The following is an 18789-nucleotide window of genomic DNA, read 5'->3' on the forward strand; positions in this document are numbered from 1 at the left end:
AATCCTGTCTGCACATAAAGTAAATATGTAAACGAAAAGATACTTGACAAAGGATATCCTTATTTACATGAAAAAATGACAAATCCTGATCGATATAACGAGCAGGATTTGTTTACTAGTATTTAAAGTAGAATAATTGAATCTTTCTTTTCTACTTTTACTACATCTACATCCAATTCATCATCAAATTCTTTAAACTCTCTTGCATCTATGTCAGTAATATAACTCTTTATTACCTTTTCCATATGCATGGAATATGTCATGTGTACATTCTTTTTCGAAAGCATACTAGAATTACAGCACATGTAATGTATCATTTTAGCGATATAATCCCTTTCTACAGGTTTTACACCTAATGGTAGAATTTCAAGTATATATCGCTGAAAAATCCCACTACAATTAAGTGAATATTCACCAGTGCTATAATACATCCCTTTTTGATCTGCATATAAGCCAATGCTATCTAGAGCATCATCACATTCTATTACACCGTAACTTGGTACATCAAAACCTGTATTTATTCTAATAATATTTAAATTTGGAACCTTTAACACCTCTGGAACAATATCAGGTAAAATATCTGTATTAATTTCTTTATTTTGTAACTTTTTTATCCAATACCTTCTCAAATTTGCATCTACAATGAAGTAAACTTGTTCATTTTGTTCTGTTGCATATTTTACAATTTCCATTAATGTTTCGGAAACATATTGTTTAAAAAGAGCTCCCATATCATTTCTCTTTGATGGTTGTGGTAAAAATGCATTATGTTTATTTATATTTAATAATACGTAATCAATCGTTTGCCATTCTGTATTCCCATATAATTTATATAAAATTTCTTTTCCTTTTATTTTTGAAAGAATAGGTAAGAAATCAAATTTCGATATTCGTTCAATTGATAAATTAACATATATACAAGGTAAATTTATCTTATTCCAACTACGCTTCAAAAATCCTTTTTGCTCTAATAAACTAAAAACACTATTTACAATTGTTTTACGCGATACACTTTGGCCTATAAATAAATTAATAAATGTTGAAATACGGTTTGCTCGTGCAAATCCCTCTCTAATGATTTGTTTTGGATCAATTTTTTCTCGTCCATCACAATTTTTCAATGCGATTAATGCTAATGTCGCATCACTGCGCTCGCCCGCGGTAGCATAGACAGCTTTCGTAACATCATCTACAAGATTTGTTTTATATTTTTGGCAATATTGCATTTTATATGGATTTTGTAACACCTTTTCAATATTGTATCTCACAACCTTTAATAACACTGGAAAATCTGTATTCAATACATAAGTATTTTCACCAACTTTAGTCAAAATAATTTCACTATCAAGTAATGCTTGTTCTATTTCCAGCACTATATTTTCAGACCAAACCTCTAATGTTAATGTCTCTAATCCTTTTGGTGCAAATAAAGGAAATAATTCATTTTTGTTATTTGTTGCTACCTTTTTACATTCTGGAAGTATTGTGAAATAAGAGAATTTACGCTGAAATTCTTTAAATAAATACTCTCTTTCCTTTACTTTTATACCCGGTTCTATTTTAGTACCTTGAACTTTATAAATTCTCTCATTGTATGGAAATAACACCCTTTTATTTTCCCCTACAATATAATCTTTCGGATATTGGAGAATATGGTCTAAATCCACCTCTCCCCCTATTTGAAAATCATCTTTTAAATTTCTAAATATTTTAATCCATTTCATACCGGTTGTAGCTTGTTGTATTTTTAGTTTTACAAACCGTATTTTTTTATTATTTGACGCAAACTCTGAGGTAGAAATCAATATCATGCCTCGTTTCCGTCTTAAAAGTAAAGGAATATCTGGATGATTATATTCTTGATATTAAGACTGTTTTTATGAGCATTTCGTATAAGTATGATGTAACTGATTAAAGCTATTTTCAAAGACGACATATCGGCGATAATTTATGTCTATTCTGTATAAGTGTTAGCAAGTTCGTTTGCAAACTTGTTAGCACTTTTTTAAAACATAAACCAGAGGAGATTCATACTATTTAGTAACAATATAAAATTGAATTTATCAAGGATAAACCATTTAACAATTAGTTTGCAGCACTGAATGATTTACAAAAGAATACCCATCGATACACTACGAATAAAAATAATCAGCTAATCGAGGGAATATAATTATTTTTATTTAATTCGCACTTGTACTTCTTGTTCTTGTATTACTTGAATGATTAACTCCAATACAATATTTTGTATTAACTGATGCTCATTATCATGAAGTGTACTTTGTTCTGATATGTATTGAATACATTGATATATATACCCTTCTACCAATAAGCTCCCTTTTTCAACTGTAAGTGTATTTTGCCCATTCTTTTTTACCTTTGGTATTAAAAATTCGTTTTTTGTCAAAATAATCTCCTGTTCAACCTCTTTTATTCCTATGACTTTTTCTTTAAATACAACCTTTTCTCGTAAACTAATTTCACCTTTATATCTTCCTATTTCTATTGGTAGTTTCGCTGTAATAAAATTATTTACGTCTTCCCCATTTTCACTCTCTAATATTATACTGTGAATAGGAATCCATGAAGATGCCTCTACCTTATTCTCTTCTTTATTCCCTTTATTTTTTTTGTTATATAATTCAAAATGAACTCTCTTCTCATGAAGATTTAAAGAAACTAATTTACAATAACTATCCGAATGATATTGTTGCACTGTATTTAATAACTTACAATCTAATTCACGCCCTTCTACACCTTTTTCATTCCTAAATACAAATGCTTCTTGATTTTTTACATTTATTTTTGGAAATATTTTAAAACTAGTTACTTCTGAAAAAATAGAAAATGGAGTTTTGACCACCAGTGAGCGTATTAAAGGCCCTATTTGTGATCCAGACGCTTGACCTTCTTTCTTTAATTCAGGTGGTACTTCTTCTTTTTCACCTCTTTTTTCGTGTAAATTATCTTGTATATTCAGGTTTTTATACTTGTAAATTTCATCCCATATTCCCTTACCAATCCATGGATTTTTCATCACCATCCCCCCGTCTGATGAAATTCAAAAAATTTGTTTTTTATATGTGACCATTTCATCATTATATATGTTGTATAAAAATAAAAAGAAATTGTCTTTGTTAAAAAGACAATTTCTTTTTATTTTTATAGTGCTACTTGTACTTGTTGTACTTGTAAAACTTTTAAAGTAAGATCTAGTACAATTTTTTCACGAAGCGTATCAAATGGTTCGTTTAGCTCTGTAGAACAAGGTGAAAAGTCTAATTCAAAAAATTGAGCACTTACTAATTCACAATATGGTTGTTCGTTATAAAAAACTGCATTTTCAAAGAAATATTTGTCTAGACGTGGTAAATCACCGTTTTTAGGATTTATAAAATGAGAAGTAGTGTCCGAAGAAGAAGCTACTACAGCTAATGATAGAAAATCACCTTCTGTCAGATCTGCAAAACCAGAAAATGGAACATTTGCAATACGATCATATAGAACTCCATTACACTCATTATTTGCATATTCAATATTTTTACGAATATAGCCTTGTACAAATAATTTTGCTCTTGTAACTCGTCGGTAAGGTGTACCTGGTACTGGTACAAATGCTACAGGCACTAACTTACATTGTGTTAAAAATACGTTTTTTAATATGCGTTTAATTTCAACTGCTGGAGGCTCTAATGAAATATCGGACTCTACAACAATTTGAAGCGTTCTTTCAGCTAATACAACTGGAATCTTTACAATGGGTGCTCCTGGAGTAACAATTGGTGTTGCAGTCTCATCACTTAATGGTGTTTGGGTTTGCCCTGCTACCTGACATGGTACATTAATTGGACATTGTTCGCTCATGTTTTATGCTCCTCTTTTTATAAGATTTTAGAGTTTATAAAATTTTCAAACTCATAATACCTGTATATGTCTTTCTTCTATTAATGTTCGGGTTCTATAGTAGTCTCTTTAATCATTATCATTAAGTTGGTATAATCTAATCATTTTTATTGAAAATTCAGAAAATTAATATTTTTAGATAGATACTAGATTATAGTAATTAAAAAGCTGACTAATTATTTTCAGCTTTTTAATTACTTTACATACACATAAGCTTCATTTGCTGTTACATAGTATGTTTTATTTTTCAAACTTCAAATATTCACCAGAAACCCATTGGTCTCCACCAACATTATACCAACCGTCTCTATATCCCCAAGACTGATATCTTTCACTTTGGTACACATTTTTTACGACACCATAGTTAGTTCCTGGACCAGTACGAACGCGTAATACATCAGCTGTAATAGTCACTACACCAATGCCATCAATTGAAGGTTTAGAAGGTGCTGGTACATTTTCTCCTGTATAACGAATATATGATGAATCATTATATACCCACTGATCGCCACCTAAGTTTAGCCACCCATTTGACTCACCCCATACTTGGTAGCATTCTCCTTTACCTAATTTACGAATAACTGCATATCCAGTTCCAGGTCCTTTTCGTAAATTCACGTTATCGCCGTTAATATAAGCAACTTTTGTACTATCGTTTGAAGGTGGAATAGGAGTTGTCATTACTGGACTACCTCCGCCGTTATATGCATTTTGGACTCTTTCAATAAAGCTATTCCAACGTCCTTCTGCCAACATACGATGAGGACAATACTTTCCACTCCATGATTGGTGTGTGCGAACTTTACTAATTGAAATATTGTACAGTTTCATTAGTCGAGCTACAACGATAGCTGCATTATCTTCTGCTTTATAATATTGATCTCCACCATTTAAAGAGTAACAGATTTCAACTCCAATAGATTTACGATTTCCGTTACCACCACCATCACCGCAATGCCAAGCGTTACGTTCTAAAGGAATTCCTTGTACAGCTTCTTTATCATCTACCGCAATATGAAACGAGACTTGGTTATCATTGCGAATCATATAAGATACTTCATTTTCTGCTGTAGCATCATTATACGTATTATGAACTGTGATAAATTCTGGATTCATTGTATACGGACACTTTGTACCATATTTACTTGGGTCAACTAATTTTTTTCTGATTTCCATTATTGAACATCTCCCTTTTTCTCTTCTTGTTTTTGTTTACCACCCAAAATCTCAACTGCATTTGTTAAAGCTTGCGGCAACGGAATACCCATGCGGCCAGCATTTTCTAAAAGTGAAAGTAATTCATTACCCATGAAGAAGAAAATTGTTGCTTCTCGAATAGCACTATTGCTTCCAAGTGCCACATCTAGCTGGGTCGCCACTCCAACCAAAAGAAAAAGCACCACCTTTTTGGCGATGCCTTTGAAACCAACTTTACTTTTTAATTCTCCGTTATACCCTGCTGCAATCATGCCAGTTAAATAATCAATAACTGCCATCGTCACTAAGATTTTCAATGTTGCATCCCATCCTCCCAAGAAATACCCACAGAAGCCACCGAAAGTGGCAATAAAGGTCTTTAATAACACATCAATACGATCCATCTTTTTCTCTCCTTTTTTAGATAATAAAAAAAGACCAGCTTATGGCTGCTCTGGTTTCTCGTCTATTAATTTTTGTACTAATTCTGTTAATGTGGACACATCGTTTGTTAGTTTTGTAACTTGCTCTTTTAGTTGTTTATTCTCACCTTTAACAGTAGTTAACTCTTCGTTAAATTGATGATACTGCTGTTGGAAAGCTGCAATAAAGATTGAAACAGTATTATATAAATTAATGGCCCGTTTCTCTTTATCTGTAAATATATCTTCCGTATCATCTGCAATCATACCGAAATACGTTTCAATTTCTTTTGTTGTATATGGTTCTGTTTGTTCTTCCGGCTTGTTCACACGCATTTGATACAGATCATACATGTCGTCCTTGAAGTTGTACTGTTTGATAGCTAAACTCATGATTTTATCAAGAGCTGAGAAAGGAATATCTTTTATATTTTCTTTCATATTCCTAGCTGATGTAGGATTAAATGCTTTCGCCCACATTTGACCATTAGCACTTACATTTTCTTGCGCTCGTAGCGTTCTTAATTCTATATCTTTCCATCCTTGGCCCATCATATCTTTAATCTGTAATCCGTTGTTATAACCTTGTACAAAACTTGATCTTATCATTGCATTACCCATGATTAAATCATGATCGGTGGCGCCGTTTATGAAATGTATTTTATAGTCACTGCCTTTTCTTTTGAAAGTAAACTGTCCCTTGTTATTGTTAAAAATATGCGGTTCAGTTGTAGTTACAGAGAAGTAACCATATCCTGGAGCCCATCCTTCAGATTCAAAAATAATATCATTCAAGTTTTGTAAACGAAATTGTCCATCTGAATATACGCTCAGATGTCCACCGTCATTCTGCATTTGAATATAATTTGACCAAATATTAGTACCTTCTGCATTTTCTCCTTTAGAAACCCCAAATTTTGCATACGCTTTAGAAGGTTGATCGACTCCATTAATTCGCGGCATGACTTGATAAATATAAAATGATCCTGTACCAGCGTATTTTCTATTATCAGAACCAAGGACTAATGAGGGTTGAATACTTCCATCATTTGTTTCCATAAATCCTATATAACCACGTGGCTTATCTAAATCGAAAATCTTCATGTCTTGCTTATTTATTTCAACAAATCTGTTTCCACTCGTTTTAAGTGTTACTCCTTCTAAAACTTTTCCTTTGATATGATTCGCTGTAATAAAACCTACTAAGTTAATCCTATTAGCATTCAAAGTAATGTTCTCTTTACTCATATTGAATGCTGCGATTACATCATTTTCTTTTACGGATATACTAACACCCTTTTCAGTTAACTGAAGACGGGTTTCCATATCTCTTACATAAGATGATGTGGCAAATTGCCCATTTGCTTGCTCTTTTGTATATACCTCTATCTTTTTGGCTGAAGCATTGATTCCCTGTTCATTGATAGTAAAGCGGTTATCAATCAAAGTCATTTTTTGATTAAATTGCTCCGTTGCAAGTTTGTTAGCCAATTCATCTAATAAATCTTGTTTATTCTGATTAACTGTTTGCTTCAACTCTGGAATCTTAAACCCAGCAACATAATCCTCTACTTGTTTAAGCTCAACTTTACCTTCAAGTGCTTTCGCAGTATTTTCCCATCCAGCTTTCGCCTCTTGTAATTGTTTTCCTTGTTCCGTCTGCGTATTTTGTATTAGAGAGACATTTTGTTTAATGGTAGTTGCATCTTTTTCTACAGTTGCAACACGCTTATCAAATCCACTTTGATTGTTTTCCACTTTTGTAATTGTTTCTTTAATTCCATCCACGTTTTTTGCAATTTCAGTTGTTTTCTGAGTGAACTCATCCGTTGTTACCTGTTCTTCAGGCGGTGCTGTCCAATCTTGCGGCTTATTCCCTTTATACAAGGCAACCCATTCCACAACAGATTTCGTAGTGCTACTCGGATAGTTATATAAGCTTAACTTTCGTTCATTTCCACTTGTAGCTGCAACTGCTTTGAAGGTTACATAAGTTATTCCATTCGCGTAAACACTTGTTGTATATCCAACATTGCTAGACCCACCATTCTGCCAAATTCCAAATTTCTGTCCTTGTGGGACACTCCCTTTAATTACAAAGGTATATTCCTCACCCGCAAAGAAATTTTCAGTTAGAGAATATTGATTGATTAGATAGTCTGTTTTTTCATATTTAACATTTGATTTTAATAAAAGGTTACGTCCACCAGCTTTATTACTATTAACCTTTGTTTCTACACTCGTCAACTTCTCACTGATTTTCCCAGCTTTTTCTTCTATTTCAGTAGTTGTTTTCTTAAGCTCACTTGTTGTTTGCTGCACATCAGAAATAGTCTTCTTTGTACCTTCTACAGTAGATTCAACTGTATTTAATTTATTGCTAATGTCAGTATCTTTTTTCGTTAACGATTCAATAGAAGTTTTAAATCCATTAGAATCCTGTTCAAACTTAGTTACTTTCTTATCAATTTCACCTTGTTTATTTTCAATATTAGAAATTGTACGGTTGACACCTTGTAAACTTTCCTTTACTTCGTTGAATTGTCCCGTCGCCTGATTTTGTATCTCTTGAACCTTTTGATTTAATTCTGTTTTTGTTGATTCAATATCTTTATTAACCTGCTCAAGTGTTTCTTTCTTAACGGATTCAACATCTGGTACAACCGATTCCCAAGCTGCGCCTGTCCATATTTTCAAAATACCAGGCTTCCCATTACTAATATCACGCCAAAGTGTTTTATAAGGCTGCATCCCCGTTGTCGGTGGATTCTTTGCTTCAATGATTTCTACCGTGTTATTTTTAAGATTCTCTTGAACCTTTTCAGCCAGTGTTTTCGCTGCTTCAGATTCTTTCTTAGCATTACTAGCTGTTTCATTTGCATCTTTCACCAATTTATCTAACTGATCTATCAGCTCTTGTTTATTGCCTAATGACCCTAAGATTCGATTGTAAATTTTTCGTAGTTCTTCGTTTGGATCAGTAATTTCACGATAATCACCAAACACATATTTATCTTGTGTAGGGTCCGTAAAAGATTCATCACCAGCAATTACCCGTGCTTCAAGGTATAATTTAGGAGTGAAGCCTATATCTTTGATTCGGATCGTATCGCCCTCATTAATTAGTTCATGTGCTAGTCCGAAAATACGTCCAATCGATTGTGCTTCTACTTCATAAGAAACGGAAGAATTGACACGTTTTTTTAATTCTATTTCCATTAACGTCATTAAACGTTTTGGAGTCATGTCTAATTCTTCTGTTTCCGGCGTATAAAAACCGAACTTATGTTTACCACGTTCATTCCATCGTTGAAATGCTTCATTATCAACAATATACGGGAGTCCCCTGTTAATGCTTTCAATAGTAATTACATTATCGCCTTCACCCTTCACAAACCCGACTAGCGCTGTACAAATGTCTCTTGAATGTTCAATACGTGTAACACCTATTAAATCTTTCCCCAGTTCTATTTCTTTTTCCGTGTCTCGACCACGCCTTTGAATCATATCAACATACCATCCAATTATTTGTGAACCTTGAATCTCAACGCGGTACTGGATTTCTAATTTAAATAAAGAAGCTATTTTCTTTAAAAACGTTAACGGATCAATAAATTCATCAATAGTCATAGTGTGGAATCCTGCATAATCTGTTTTTCCACGTTTCCATTTCATTCCTACTAAGGCTATATCAATAAATTCGTTTACTGTTTTACCTTCTATTCGTTGTGGTTTAATAATGCCTGACTTAGCGATTTGAACCCAAGCTCCTGAAGCATATGTGGTAATGGATCGTTTATCCGAATTCTTCTCAGCTTCTGTAATGACATATGGTACAATTCTTCCGTCTCGAACTTCTTTTAAAACAAGATTTTGTTGTTGTAATGTAGCCGAATGAGTTGTGCCATCAAAAACTGTAAAATCCAACATATCAACATTGTTTTTGATTTCCCAATGCCTTTTATCATCCCAATAGTCCTGTGGCTGAATAGCTGCAACGATTTGATCTGTTTTGAAATCCACAACATGCAAAATGCCACTTGGTGTTCTCATCTATATCTCTCCCTATAACTAACAGTCGCTTTAACATGTTATAAATGGCTAGACCAGCAAATACAGAGCCACCGCCACTATTTACATAGATATTAAGGTTACTTTTATCATCCAATTGCCCCAAAATATTTTTCACATCATCAGGCATAATGTCAGAATCATCCCATTTCCAACCTGTATTATTTATGATGTCACCATAGATAAATAGGTCTGCTGACGATTCTGTTTGATTTTTAATAGTGAATACGTCTTTAATTGTCCTCACCTCCTTTCAGCGACAAACCTCCACTAGCTTTTGCTAATTGATATTCATCCGCAATCTCAATGGATACATGATTTAGATCGACACGATGTTTATCACCATATTCTCCAATTCCATCTATATCTTCAAGCTCTAATACTTTATTAATTGAGAAAGCACCAGCATCTAACATAATCTTGTAAAATTCCGCTCTAGATTTAGAATCGGCGCGAAGTAAACTTGTTAGATTAAATTTCAAATAATAACGCTTTTGTTCATTAAATGAAAATGTTTTATAAGAAAATTCTTCTTCATACTGGATAAGAATTGGACTCAATGTATTTTGGATAAAATCCAATGCCTGTTGCTCAATGTTTGAGAATGTAGCTCGATCTAACTCATTAATCATGTGTAATGGAATATTAAAAATGTTTGCAATCTCAGCCTTATCGAACTTCATACCTTCAATAAATTGAGCATCCTTTAATGGCATCCCGACTTTCTCAAATTCTAAACCAGCATCCAAAATTGCTATCCTTTGAGCATTATTCAAACCTGTATTTGCTTCTTCCCAAGCATCACGAAGTACTTCTTTTGCTTCTTTTCCAAGGGCTTGTTGAGTTTTCAATATCCCACTATGTGCTGCACCATTTGTAAAGAATTTACCTTTAAATTTTTGTGCCGCTTGTGAACTACCTATAGACTCTCTTGCGATCTGAATCGGTGGTTTACCCTTCAGTCCATCAGTAGACAACGTAGTAAGATGAATAATGTCATCATCAGTTATTTTAATAGGTGTACCATCTGGTAAACTCGTAAAATACCATAATTTATTTGTCTTCAGGTCCACGATTGGAGTTGTTACAGCCGGATTTAGTGCCCATAATTCTTTCGGTCTACCATCCGCACCCCAATGAATATTGATGTAAGCATTTCCCCATGTATTTCGGTGCGTTTCGATTAAATGCTTGAATTTAAATGGGCTTTGATAAGGGTTCGGTCTTCTTTCCAAAACAAATGACACTTGATGCATCTTATCTCGTTCTCTTCCTTTTGATGTCTTTCTAAAAACTTGAAAAGGAAGCATTGCAACACTGTTTGCAAGGATATTAATACAGCGATAAACTGTCGGGACACCTAAAGAGGACTCAACTGTTACCTTTTCACCGCTTGCTGCTTGATATCCAAATAAACTTTTAAACCAAGGAGAAGGATTTTTTAAATCTGTCGTATCCTGATTTTTAAATAAATGCCGAAAAATCAAAAGTTTCACCTCCTTTCTATCTTCTTATCATTACCACCCCCAGCATTGTGAGAATAATCCCTAATAGATACCATCCATAAATCGGATTAACAAAAAAAGTCGTCCCTACAATAATGGACAACCCCGAAATCAATAGAATATCTTCTAAAATACTTATAAAAAATAATAAGAATCGCATGTGATTCCTCCTAGAATGAGAAATCTTGACTTAAAATATAAGAGTTTAAGTCCATCTCACCAGAATTAAGCATGCATCGAACATGCGAGTTAATTACAGCCGCTATCGGATCAATTCTTTCTGTTGTTTTCGACTTGTCCAACATGATATTTTCGTTAGCATCCTGTTTTGTTATAGCATTACTAGTTGCCCAGTTCAGTACAGGGTTGTTGTTATGGATGACCTTCTTTTGATACACTTGTTCACGAAAATCCTTTGTAGGGCCTGATAAAGTTGCCATACCTTGGCGTATCTCTATCATGGTATACCCTTCTGCCTCCATGTCTTGCATAAATTGCGTTGCGTTCCATGGATCAGCACATATTTCTTTAATCTTAAATTTATGATCTTTTTCCATATTTTTAATATGTGTTTTAATATATTCGTAATCAACTACTGCACCAGGTGTTGTTGTGATCCATTTTTGTTGTACCCACAGATCATAAGGGACTTTATCCGTTTTTCTCTTTTCAGCTAACGTATCTTCTGGCATAAAGCTATGACTAATTACGATATACTTATCGTCCTTTTTAAACTCAAATGAAATACTTGTTAAGTCAATTTTTGCTGATAAATCAACACCTACTGTGCATTCCAGCCCTTTTAATTCGGATAATTCCACCGTTTCCTTGCAATCCTTCCATTTTTGCATATCCATGTAGCCGTTTTCTTTCATATCCACCCATCTATTCATGTTTTTTGTGAGATAATTACGCATTTTCTCAGGTACATCAAGGGCTGATTGAAGCTCTCCCTTTAAGAAAGTACGTCCTTCTTCATAACTACATAGGATTGGATTTGCTTTCTCCCATACTTCTGGATTCGTAATCTCATCATCTTTATCTAATTCATTAACCATGACAAAATATTCTTCGTTTTCAATATCAATATTAGGGTCCAAAATCTTAGAAACATATTGATACTCCACACGATAGCAAGGATGACTCAAATTAAAACCAGCTGTCGTTATAATCATCATAAGTGGATTTGGACGAGCACCCGAACCTGACACCAGAACATCATAAATTTCAGAAGTAGGATGTGCATGATATTCATCAATAATTCCACACTGAACATTCAGCCCATCACCAGATTTCCCAGCATCTTTTGATAGAGCTGAAATAAAAGAATCGGTTTTAAGGTGTTCAATTTTCCCATACGCAATATTAAACTTCCCTTTTAAATCTTCACACCCATTCATTTGTGCTTTGATTTCATTCCAAACAATTTTACTTTGTTCCGTTTTCGTAGCACCAATGTAGACTTCTGACATATTTTCGCCAAATGCCATTGCTTCATAAGAACCTACACACGCTAAAGATTGAGACTTTGCGTTTTTACGTCCAACTTGCCAATACGCCTTTTTAAATCGCCTTAATCCTGTATTACGATGAACCCATCCGTAAATATTGCTAAATACGAAAATTTGTATGGAATGTGGTTCAATTCTCTGACCTGCTAATTTTCCTTTTGTATGTTTAAAAAGAGACATCCACTTTAAGAAACGAAGTGCTTTTTCTTCCTTAAAAACATATGGAAAATCTTCAGAACCTTCACGTTCAATATCTTTTAAAAATCGTTTACAAGCTTGTTTATGCTTCTGACAAGCCACAACTTCACCATTTAATACATCATCACAGTAGTCCAACATCCATTGTCTGATCATGTTATACGTCAAACTCCTTCTCTACATTTGTTTTCGGACCTTGTTTACTATTTGGAATGACAATTTTCGCTCTTGCACTTGGTGTAAGACCAAACTCAACAGCCAAAGCCTTCATTTGTTCATGCAACTGCTTCTTCTTTGTAAGTAGTGGATGTGGAACTTTATTGGTTTCAGCTGCCTTATTGGTATATTCAACAAGAAGTCCTTCTTCTCGGATAATTTTGGTGCATTCAACATAGTTAGAATAAGCATCACAATACGTTGCTAATGCATTCACATCTATGTTTGTGATAACGTCTAGCTCCAGTAATTCACCAGCAATTCTCCTAAACTCTTTCTTTGCAACTGAATCTAACCACGTTGGTGGCTTTACCTTGTCTTTTTTTGATTGTAACTGTTTTTCAGCTTTTAATCGTTGTTCAATTTCATCTTTTGTCAATCGATTTGTATTACCTTCTAATAAATGCAAATGAATCGGCTTCGCTTTCCTTCCTATGCGAACCACCTCCCTCAGCTGAACCCCCTTTTATGGAATAAAACGAACTTTTTACACGGAAAGCTAGGCGGCGGTCTCCAGGAAGGCGCCTTTTGCTTTTTCATAGTGGGGGGATGTTGATGAATTTTTTCTTTCGAATTATTTTTTGTTTTTCTTCTCATCTTCTTTTGTTTTCTTGTTATGGCAAGCATGGCAAAGCGTTTGTAAATTTGATGGTTCTAATCGTTTCGACCAATCAACACGGATAGGAATGATATGATCGACTACATCACCTATCTTAATGACATCTTTACTTCTACATTGAACACATAAGCCATGATCTTTACGATAAATAAGCTCACGCATATCCTTCCACAATCTTGAGTTGTAGAAGGAACGTGAGCTTTTGTTTCGAATATATTTGTCATAATATTTTACGGTTTCTTTTTCCTTTTCGATATGTTTAGCACAATACTTATCCCGTGTTAGTTCGTTGCAACCTAACGACTTACACGGCTTGAATGGTTTACTTGCCACCTTCCATCCTCTTCCTCAACCGTTTCATTTCATCCTCGATTGCCAGATTATTTTTATTAATCCGTACGTGACACTTTATAATGTCAGCTTGATGCTTACGAACCTTATCGTTCACATATGCAGCAACATGTTCATGACCACAATATGGACAAATGTAGAAACACTTCTCAATTCTTTTTGAAAGCTGTGCTACTTGTGGTTGCATATCGTAATCTTTATTACAGATAGAACAGTAGACTTGCATCTATCTTCACTCCTTTAGAAAGAATATTCTAATTATATATTTACCAAATAAATACAAGTTGTTATAATAGAGTTAACATTGCCATCAGGAAAAGTGATTCGCACCCCAAAGCGAGTTACTTTTCCCTTTTTTATGGCTATTTTTCTAAGAATTCATCTACCGCTTTACCAAGCAAACTGATCATTGCTTCTCTCTTTTGCTTTGGTGTTGTATTATCTTGCATTTCATTAAAGATAGGAAGTACACTTTCTAATTTCTGTTTATCGATACACTCATTCACAAGGTCCTGTCCTAACATTGAAATGAAAGTACCAATTGCAACCGCTTGTTCTTGTTTAGTTAATTTCATTTATTTCACTCCTTTTAATTACACGACTTTGTATTGAATCAGCTATAGATTCCGCCATAACCTTTCCATCTAATTTGATACTAACTTTACAATCCGTTCTAATTGGTTCGCTTTCGTTAATCTTTTTAACCACTTCAGATTGTTTAATTAATTGTTTAACATGAGTTAAATCAGTTTTCGTTGCTAATCCTTGCTCTAACATACTAATCTTTCGACTTAATCCCTCTACTCTTGTAGAAACATCAAGTAACGCTTGTTTCAGACCTTCATTATCGCTTTGTAGATCGCTAACGTTTTTTTCTAATCCATCAACTCTCATTTTAAGAAATTGATTATCCATCCTTTATCCTCCTCCAAAATAAAAAGCACCCGAATGGATGCTTTTTTATAAATTATTAATTTGTACTTTAATTCCGGTACGTGAAGTTTCATCCTTATTCCAATCACCTAATGATGAACCGCTGATACGCATCAACAATATTAAGTGACTGGAAGAAGAGCAAAAGCTCTCCCTAATGAAAGTATCATTCAATCATTACCATCTGCTGGTTTCGGATTTTATGTGCCATCATTACGAAATCGTTTAGACAACATATAGTTTATAAAGGAACATTGTGAGTTGTGTTTTCCGCCACCTCTCACAATACAAATATATCACGTGAATTCCAAAACAACCGGTACATTTCCTGCCAAAAAGCGGTCACGACTCTGCCACTTATTTTTCCAATCAATATCCTAACCTACTCTTTGCAACTGTTTTACCCAAATCAGTAGTTTTCGTCAACTACTTACTCCTCCTGTTTTTTCTCTAATGACTTACCCATATCTTATATTTTGTGTAACTAAGCCAAATGCTACAGCCTTTGATATTCATAGCTTCATAACACTTCCTCTTTTGAGTTACACAACACAATAAAAATGAGTAACTGTATAGAATGGGATAGAATAATATGGACACCAACTTAAAATTTTAATGTACTCCAAAAATAAAAATCCACTGCATTTAATTACTTTAAATAGTCAGTGGATTTTTATTTTTAGCTGGATTTTATTTTATTAGCTTGATAGTGATGAGATAGAGCTAGAATTTCAACCTAAAAAGTTGGATTCCTATACGTTAAATAAAATGAATAAAGTCTTTTACACTCTCTTCTTTAAGAACGTTTCCATAATATCCTTCCTGAATCTTTCATAATCAAACTGAAAAGCTACATTATGCGTTTTATAACCTGGATTAGTAACAAAACGAAAGTCTGCAATGCTTTGACCAAACCCTTCCCCTTGATCAGGAATTACTTTAATGGGTACTCTCGAAAGGCTAACAGCCTCTCTATTTAGCAAATACCACACTGTTACAAAATCATGCATAGGACTTCCACTTATACCTGGATTAGACTTGGAGTAAAAATTATAATAATAATCTAACATAGGTTTAATGATGAGTCCTGCAAGATCCTGTGTATTCCGATGAAATGCATCGATTTGCTCGACCATTTCGGGTGTAACAATCGCATGTTGGGTCACATTTAAAGGGATAATTGTCAAGTTCTTTGCATGTTGCAGAATTAAGTTTGCTGCATAAGGGTCTGCGTGAAAATTAGCTTCAGCCACAGCAGTTACGTTACCTGGATAGAAAAAAGCTCCCCCCATGCAAATGCATTCTCTTACATTTCGCATTGTTTCTAAATTTAATACAAAAGTCGTAGCTAGCGAAGAAAGTCTTCCTAAATTGATAATGGTAAGATCTTCTAAATTTGATTCTATAATTTGATAAATATCATTTAAAGGATAAACTGGATATGAAATTTCAGGTGGAATAATAGGTCCTAATCCAACTTTTCCATGTACCTCAGGGAAATACTGAATTAATATACCTGTCAACGGTACAGAAGCACCAAGGAATACAGGTATTTCTTCTCTTCCCGCAATGTACTTTAAATAGTTAATATTTCTTATTACATTTTCTCTTGATACATTTCCATAATCGGCCACAATTCCTACAAGTTGAATGTCTTTACGAAAAAAGGTGTACAGTATAGCAAACGCATCATCAATCCCCAAATCTGTAAACAGGAGAACCTTTTTTTGCATATCTCTTCCTCCAAAATTTATAGAATTCTACTTTCGCCAATGATGTAGTGATTAGACTACGCTTGTATATATATTTTTTATGTATTCTTAAAGAGTGGATTCTATTCACTTGAAATAGCTTTGCTCATCTAAATTTGATTTTATGTTCAAGCGTAAGTTTCTGTTCTTAAGTCGATAAGCATGTGTTGCTATCCTTGAACAAAAAAAGCAATCATTAGATTTTAAACCTAGTCATTGCTTTATCCATTGCATCTTGGTTTACTCCTATATATCTTAACGTTACTCGTTCACTTGAATGATTGAATATCTCCATCAGCAAAGCTATGTTCTTTGTCTGCATGTACATATGATATCCAAATGTCTTACGTAATGTATGTGTCCCAATCTCTTCTAAACCAAACTTTGCTGCTGTGGTACTAAGTATTTTATATGCCATGCTTCTTCCGATTGGTCGATTCTTTCCTTGTCTGCTCTTAATTATATACTCATAGTCTTCCATATCTTCAATGTACCACTTTAACTCTCTTCTTAATGCTGCAGTAATGTGAATACGTTTCTGCTTACCTGTCTTCATTTCACGCATTGATATATGGCTGCCATTTAAATCTCTAACCTTCAGTTTTAAAATATCACTAATACGTAGCCCTGTATTAATTCCTATTACAAACAAAATATAATTGCGTTCATTCTTTTCTTTTAGATATTCTTTAATTTGTTGTATTTGCTCTGCATCACGTATCGGTTGAACAAAATTCATTATTTATTACCTCCAGTTTCTTCTGTCTCATAAACTTCTAATCCTAGTGCAAAAGCAAGTTTATAAAACGCTTTAGACTTCCAACGTCGATAAGTGCGCTCTGACATCCCTATCTCGTTATAAACCATGTAGTCACACACATCCTCTTCTTCTAAATAACGTTTATAAATAATATCTCTTTGAATACTTCCTGCACGTCCGTTTCCTAATCGATTTAGAAACTGATCAATACTTAATGACATTTTTTCAAGCCACTCTTCTCGTTTGCTTTGTTGAATATTTGCTATAGCAACATCTTCCAATGGTTTTCCAACTGTATGTGTAGGACCATGCTCCCGTACTTCATAAGAAGGAGTGACTTTCATTTCTTTACGCATCATCCCAAATTGTCTATGTATACGTACGCTTTCCAACACACCTTCTAATTCCTCTTGTGTCGCTGTTCTATCAATTTTTGGTAAGAAAGATAATTGTTTAGTCATGTAAGACCACTCCTTTTTATTTTTAGATTACTTTTGTCTTATTGCTCCACGTCTTCGTTCATAAAAAGGTCTATGCATCCCCATTAAATCCTCAATTTCACGAGTGCTAAATTTCTCTTTTCGTTTTTTCTTCTTTTTCTTTTTTGCTTGATTCGATTGTTTTTTCCATTCATGTAACTGATCCTTTAACCCCTTCATTTCCCCATCTCCCTTTTCAAAATAAAAAGGACACCTATTCGTAAAACAGCCATAATTGCTGCTTTAATGAATTGGTGTCCTCTAGTTTTCTAGCCGGACTATATTTGTTTGCTTTTAGCTTTCTTGCTTCCCTTATCAAATCCATATCTATGATCAACTTCCGAAATCAAGATTACAAGTACCATAATAATTCCAGCCTGTATGAAACTTTTCGCATTACTAAAGGCCACAAACATGATGATTAAGTAAAGAGCCCAATACATTCTGAAAAACTGTTTACCATTCATTTTCTATCCCTCCAGTACTGTTATTTTATTATTCCAGCTTTCACAAAAATATTTCTCCAAGCGTTATCAACTTGATATTTCTCTACTGCCTTTGTGCGACACGCGATAGCTTTTCTAATTTTTCTTTTCTTTAAATTAGTCATTCTCCTAACCTCACTTTCTTATAAAAGGATTATTTTATTAGGTTTTCTATGAATTATTTTCCTCTATCTCTTGGCTTTCTTCTCTTATTTGACCGATTAACGAAACTACTGAACCGACCGCTTGGACCCAACTCCCCGTAATCACTATAAGCTGTCCATCCTCATCATCGTCTTCCGAAATTCCCTCCACTTTATCCCGACTAGCTTTCAATTCATCAATTCCACCTATTGATGTAACACCACCTAATGCTTGTATCCAATTTCCT

Annotated in this window: 20 protein-coding genes and 1 pseudogene; all 21 read right to left on the reverse strand. The window is 34.0% G+C overall.

Going from position 1 to position 18789, the window contains the following annotated elements; all coding sequences use genetic code 11:
• Nucleotides 1–122 precede the first annotated feature (122 nt).
• On the reverse strand, nucleotides 123–1805 hold the full coding sequence (locus AU379_RS10875; protein WP_061139231.1) for an RNaseH domain-containing protein: 1683 nt from the start codon (nucleotides 1803–1805) through the stop codon (nucleotides 123–125).
• Nucleotides 1806–2176: 371 nt separating this feature from the next.
• Entirely contained in the window at nucleotides 2177–3034 is an 858-nt protein-coding gene (locus tag AU379_RS10880) for a BC_2427 family protein (protein ID WP_061139232.1), read from the reverse strand.
• A gap of 125 nt (nucleotides 3035–3159) precedes the next feature.
• Nucleotides 3160–3861: a CsxC family protein gene (locus tag AU379_RS10885; RefSeq protein WP_061139233.1), complete on the reverse strand. Its 702-nt coding sequence runs from the start codon at nucleotides 3859–3861 to the stop codon at nucleotides 3160–3162.
• A gap of 279 nt (nucleotides 3862–4140) precedes the next feature.
• On the reverse strand, nucleotides 4141–5076 hold the full coding sequence (locus AU379_RS10890; RefSeq protein ID WP_061139234.1) for an N-acetylmuramoyl-L-alanine amidase: 936 nt from the start codon (nucleotides 5074–5076) through the stop codon (nucleotides 4141–4143).
• A complete protein-coding gene (locus AU379_RS10895) occupies nucleotides 5076–5501 on the reverse strand; it encodes a phage holin family protein (protein WP_061139235.1) in 426 nt (141 codons plus the stop codon). Before AU379_RS10895 ends, AU379_RS10890 begins: the two co-directional genes overlap by 1 nt.
• Nucleotides 5502–5540: 39 nt before the next feature.
• Entirely contained in the window at nucleotides 5541–9572 is a 4032-nt protein-coding gene (locus AU379_RS10900; RefSeq protein ID WP_061139236.1) for a phage tail spike protein, read from the reverse strand.
• Between the two features lie 25 nt (nucleotides 9573–9597).
• Nucleotides 9598–9837: pseudogene (locus AU379_RS28920) on the reverse strand (ATP-dependent Clp protease proteolytic subunit); the annotation flags it as partial.
• On the reverse strand, nucleotides 9824–11077 hold the full coding sequence (locus tag AU379_RS10905) for a phage portal protein (RefSeq protein ID WP_061139237.1): 1254 nt from the start codon (nucleotides 11075–11077) through the stop codon (nucleotides 9824–9826). The pseudogene AU379_RS28920 and the gene AU379_RS10905, both read right to left, overlap by 14 nt.
• Nucleotides 11078–11265: 188 nt before the next feature.
• The gene (locus AU379_RS10910; RefSeq protein WP_061139238.1) at nucleotides 11266–12960 is read right to left on the reverse strand and encodes a terminase TerL endonuclease subunit; all 1695 of its coding nucleotides are present in this window, start codon (nucleotides 12958–12960) and stop codon (nucleotides 11266–11268) included.
• Between the two features lies 1 nt (nucleotide 12961).
• Complete coding sequence (locus AU379_RS10915) at nucleotides 12962–13465, reverse strand: phage terminase small subunit P27 family (RefSeq protein WP_082769931.1); 504 nt, start codon at nucleotides 13463–13465, stop codon at nucleotides 12962–12964.
• A 129-nt stretch (nucleotides 13466–13594) separates the two neighbouring features.
• Nucleotides 13595–13972: an HNH endonuclease gene (locus tag AU379_RS10920; RefSeq protein ID WP_061139239.1), complete on the reverse strand. Its 378-nt coding sequence runs from the start codon at nucleotides 13970–13972 to the stop codon at nucleotides 13595–13597.
• On the reverse strand, nucleotides 13962–14216 hold the full coding sequence (locus tag AU379_RS10925) for a hypothetical protein (RefSeq protein WP_061139240.1): 255 nt from the start codon (nucleotides 14214–14216) through the stop codon (nucleotides 13962–13964). The genes AU379_RS10920 and AU379_RS10925 overlap by 11 nt, the downstream gene beginning before the upstream one ends.
• Before the next feature lie 136 nt (nucleotides 14217–14352).
• Nucleotides 14353–14565, reverse strand: coding sequence for a hypothetical protein (locus AU379_RS10930; RefSeq protein WP_061139241.1), 213 nt, complete (start codon nucleotides 14563–14565; stop codon nucleotides 14353–14355).
• Entirely contained in the window at nucleotides 14552–14905 is a 354-nt protein-coding gene (locus AU379_RS10935; RefSeq protein ID WP_061139242.1) for a hypothetical protein, read from the reverse strand. The genes AU379_RS10930 and AU379_RS10935 overlap by 14 nt, the downstream gene beginning before the upstream one ends.
• An 800-nt stretch (nucleotides 14906–15705) precedes the next feature.
• Nucleotides 15706–16656: a nucleoside hydrolase gene (locus AU379_RS10940; protein ID WP_061139243.1), complete on the reverse strand. Its 951-nt coding sequence runs from the start codon at nucleotides 16654–16656 to the stop codon at nucleotides 15706–15708.
• A 214-nt stretch (nucleotides 16657–16870) separates the two neighbouring features.
• On the reverse strand, nucleotides 16871–17413 hold the full coding sequence (locus AU379_RS10945) for a site-specific integrase (RefSeq protein ID WP_061139244.1): 543 nt from the start codon (nucleotides 17411–17413) through the stop codon (nucleotides 16871–16873).
• A complete protein-coding gene (locus AU379_RS10950; protein WP_061139245.1) occupies nucleotides 17413–17895 on the reverse strand; it encodes an ArpU family phage packaging/lysis transcriptional regulator in 483 nt (160 codons plus the stop codon). The genes AU379_RS10945 and AU379_RS10950 overlap by 1 nt, the downstream gene beginning before the upstream one ends.
• 27 nt (nucleotides 17896–17922) lie before the next feature.
• On the reverse strand, nucleotides 17923–18093 hold the full coding sequence (locus AU379_RS30540; RefSeq protein WP_071740169.1) for a hypothetical protein: 171 nt from the start codon (nucleotides 18091–18093) through the stop codon (nucleotides 17923–17925).
• Nucleotides 18094–18191: 98 nt separating this feature from the next.
• Nucleotides 18192–18380 (reverse strand): hypothetical protein, encoded by a 189-nt coding sequence (locus tag AU379_RS10955; RefSeq protein WP_061139246.1) that lies wholly within the window; start codon nucleotides 18378–18380, stop codon nucleotides 18192–18194.
• A 20-nt stretch (nucleotides 18381–18400) separates the two neighbouring features.
• Nucleotides 18401–18523: a DUF3983 domain-containing protein gene (locus AU379_RS28935; protein WP_071740168.1), complete on the reverse strand. Its 123-nt coding sequence runs from the start codon at nucleotides 18521–18523 to the stop codon at nucleotides 18401–18403.
• A gap of 46 nt (nucleotides 18524–18569) precedes the next feature.
• Nucleotides 18570–18734 carry a hypothetical protein gene (locus AU379_RS10960; protein ID WP_232487800.1) on the reverse strand — a complete coding sequence of 55 codons (165 nt, stop codon included), beginning with the start codon at nucleotides 18732–18734 and terminating at the stop codon, nucleotides 18570–18572.
• Nucleotides 18735–18789 lie beyond the last annotated feature (55 nt).

Origin of the sequence: Bacillus sp. JH7, assembly GCF_001563515.1 — a bacterium.
Classification (GTDB): domain Bacteria; phylum Bacillota; class Bacilli; order Bacillales; family Bacillaceae_G; genus Bacillus_A; species Bacillus_A cereus.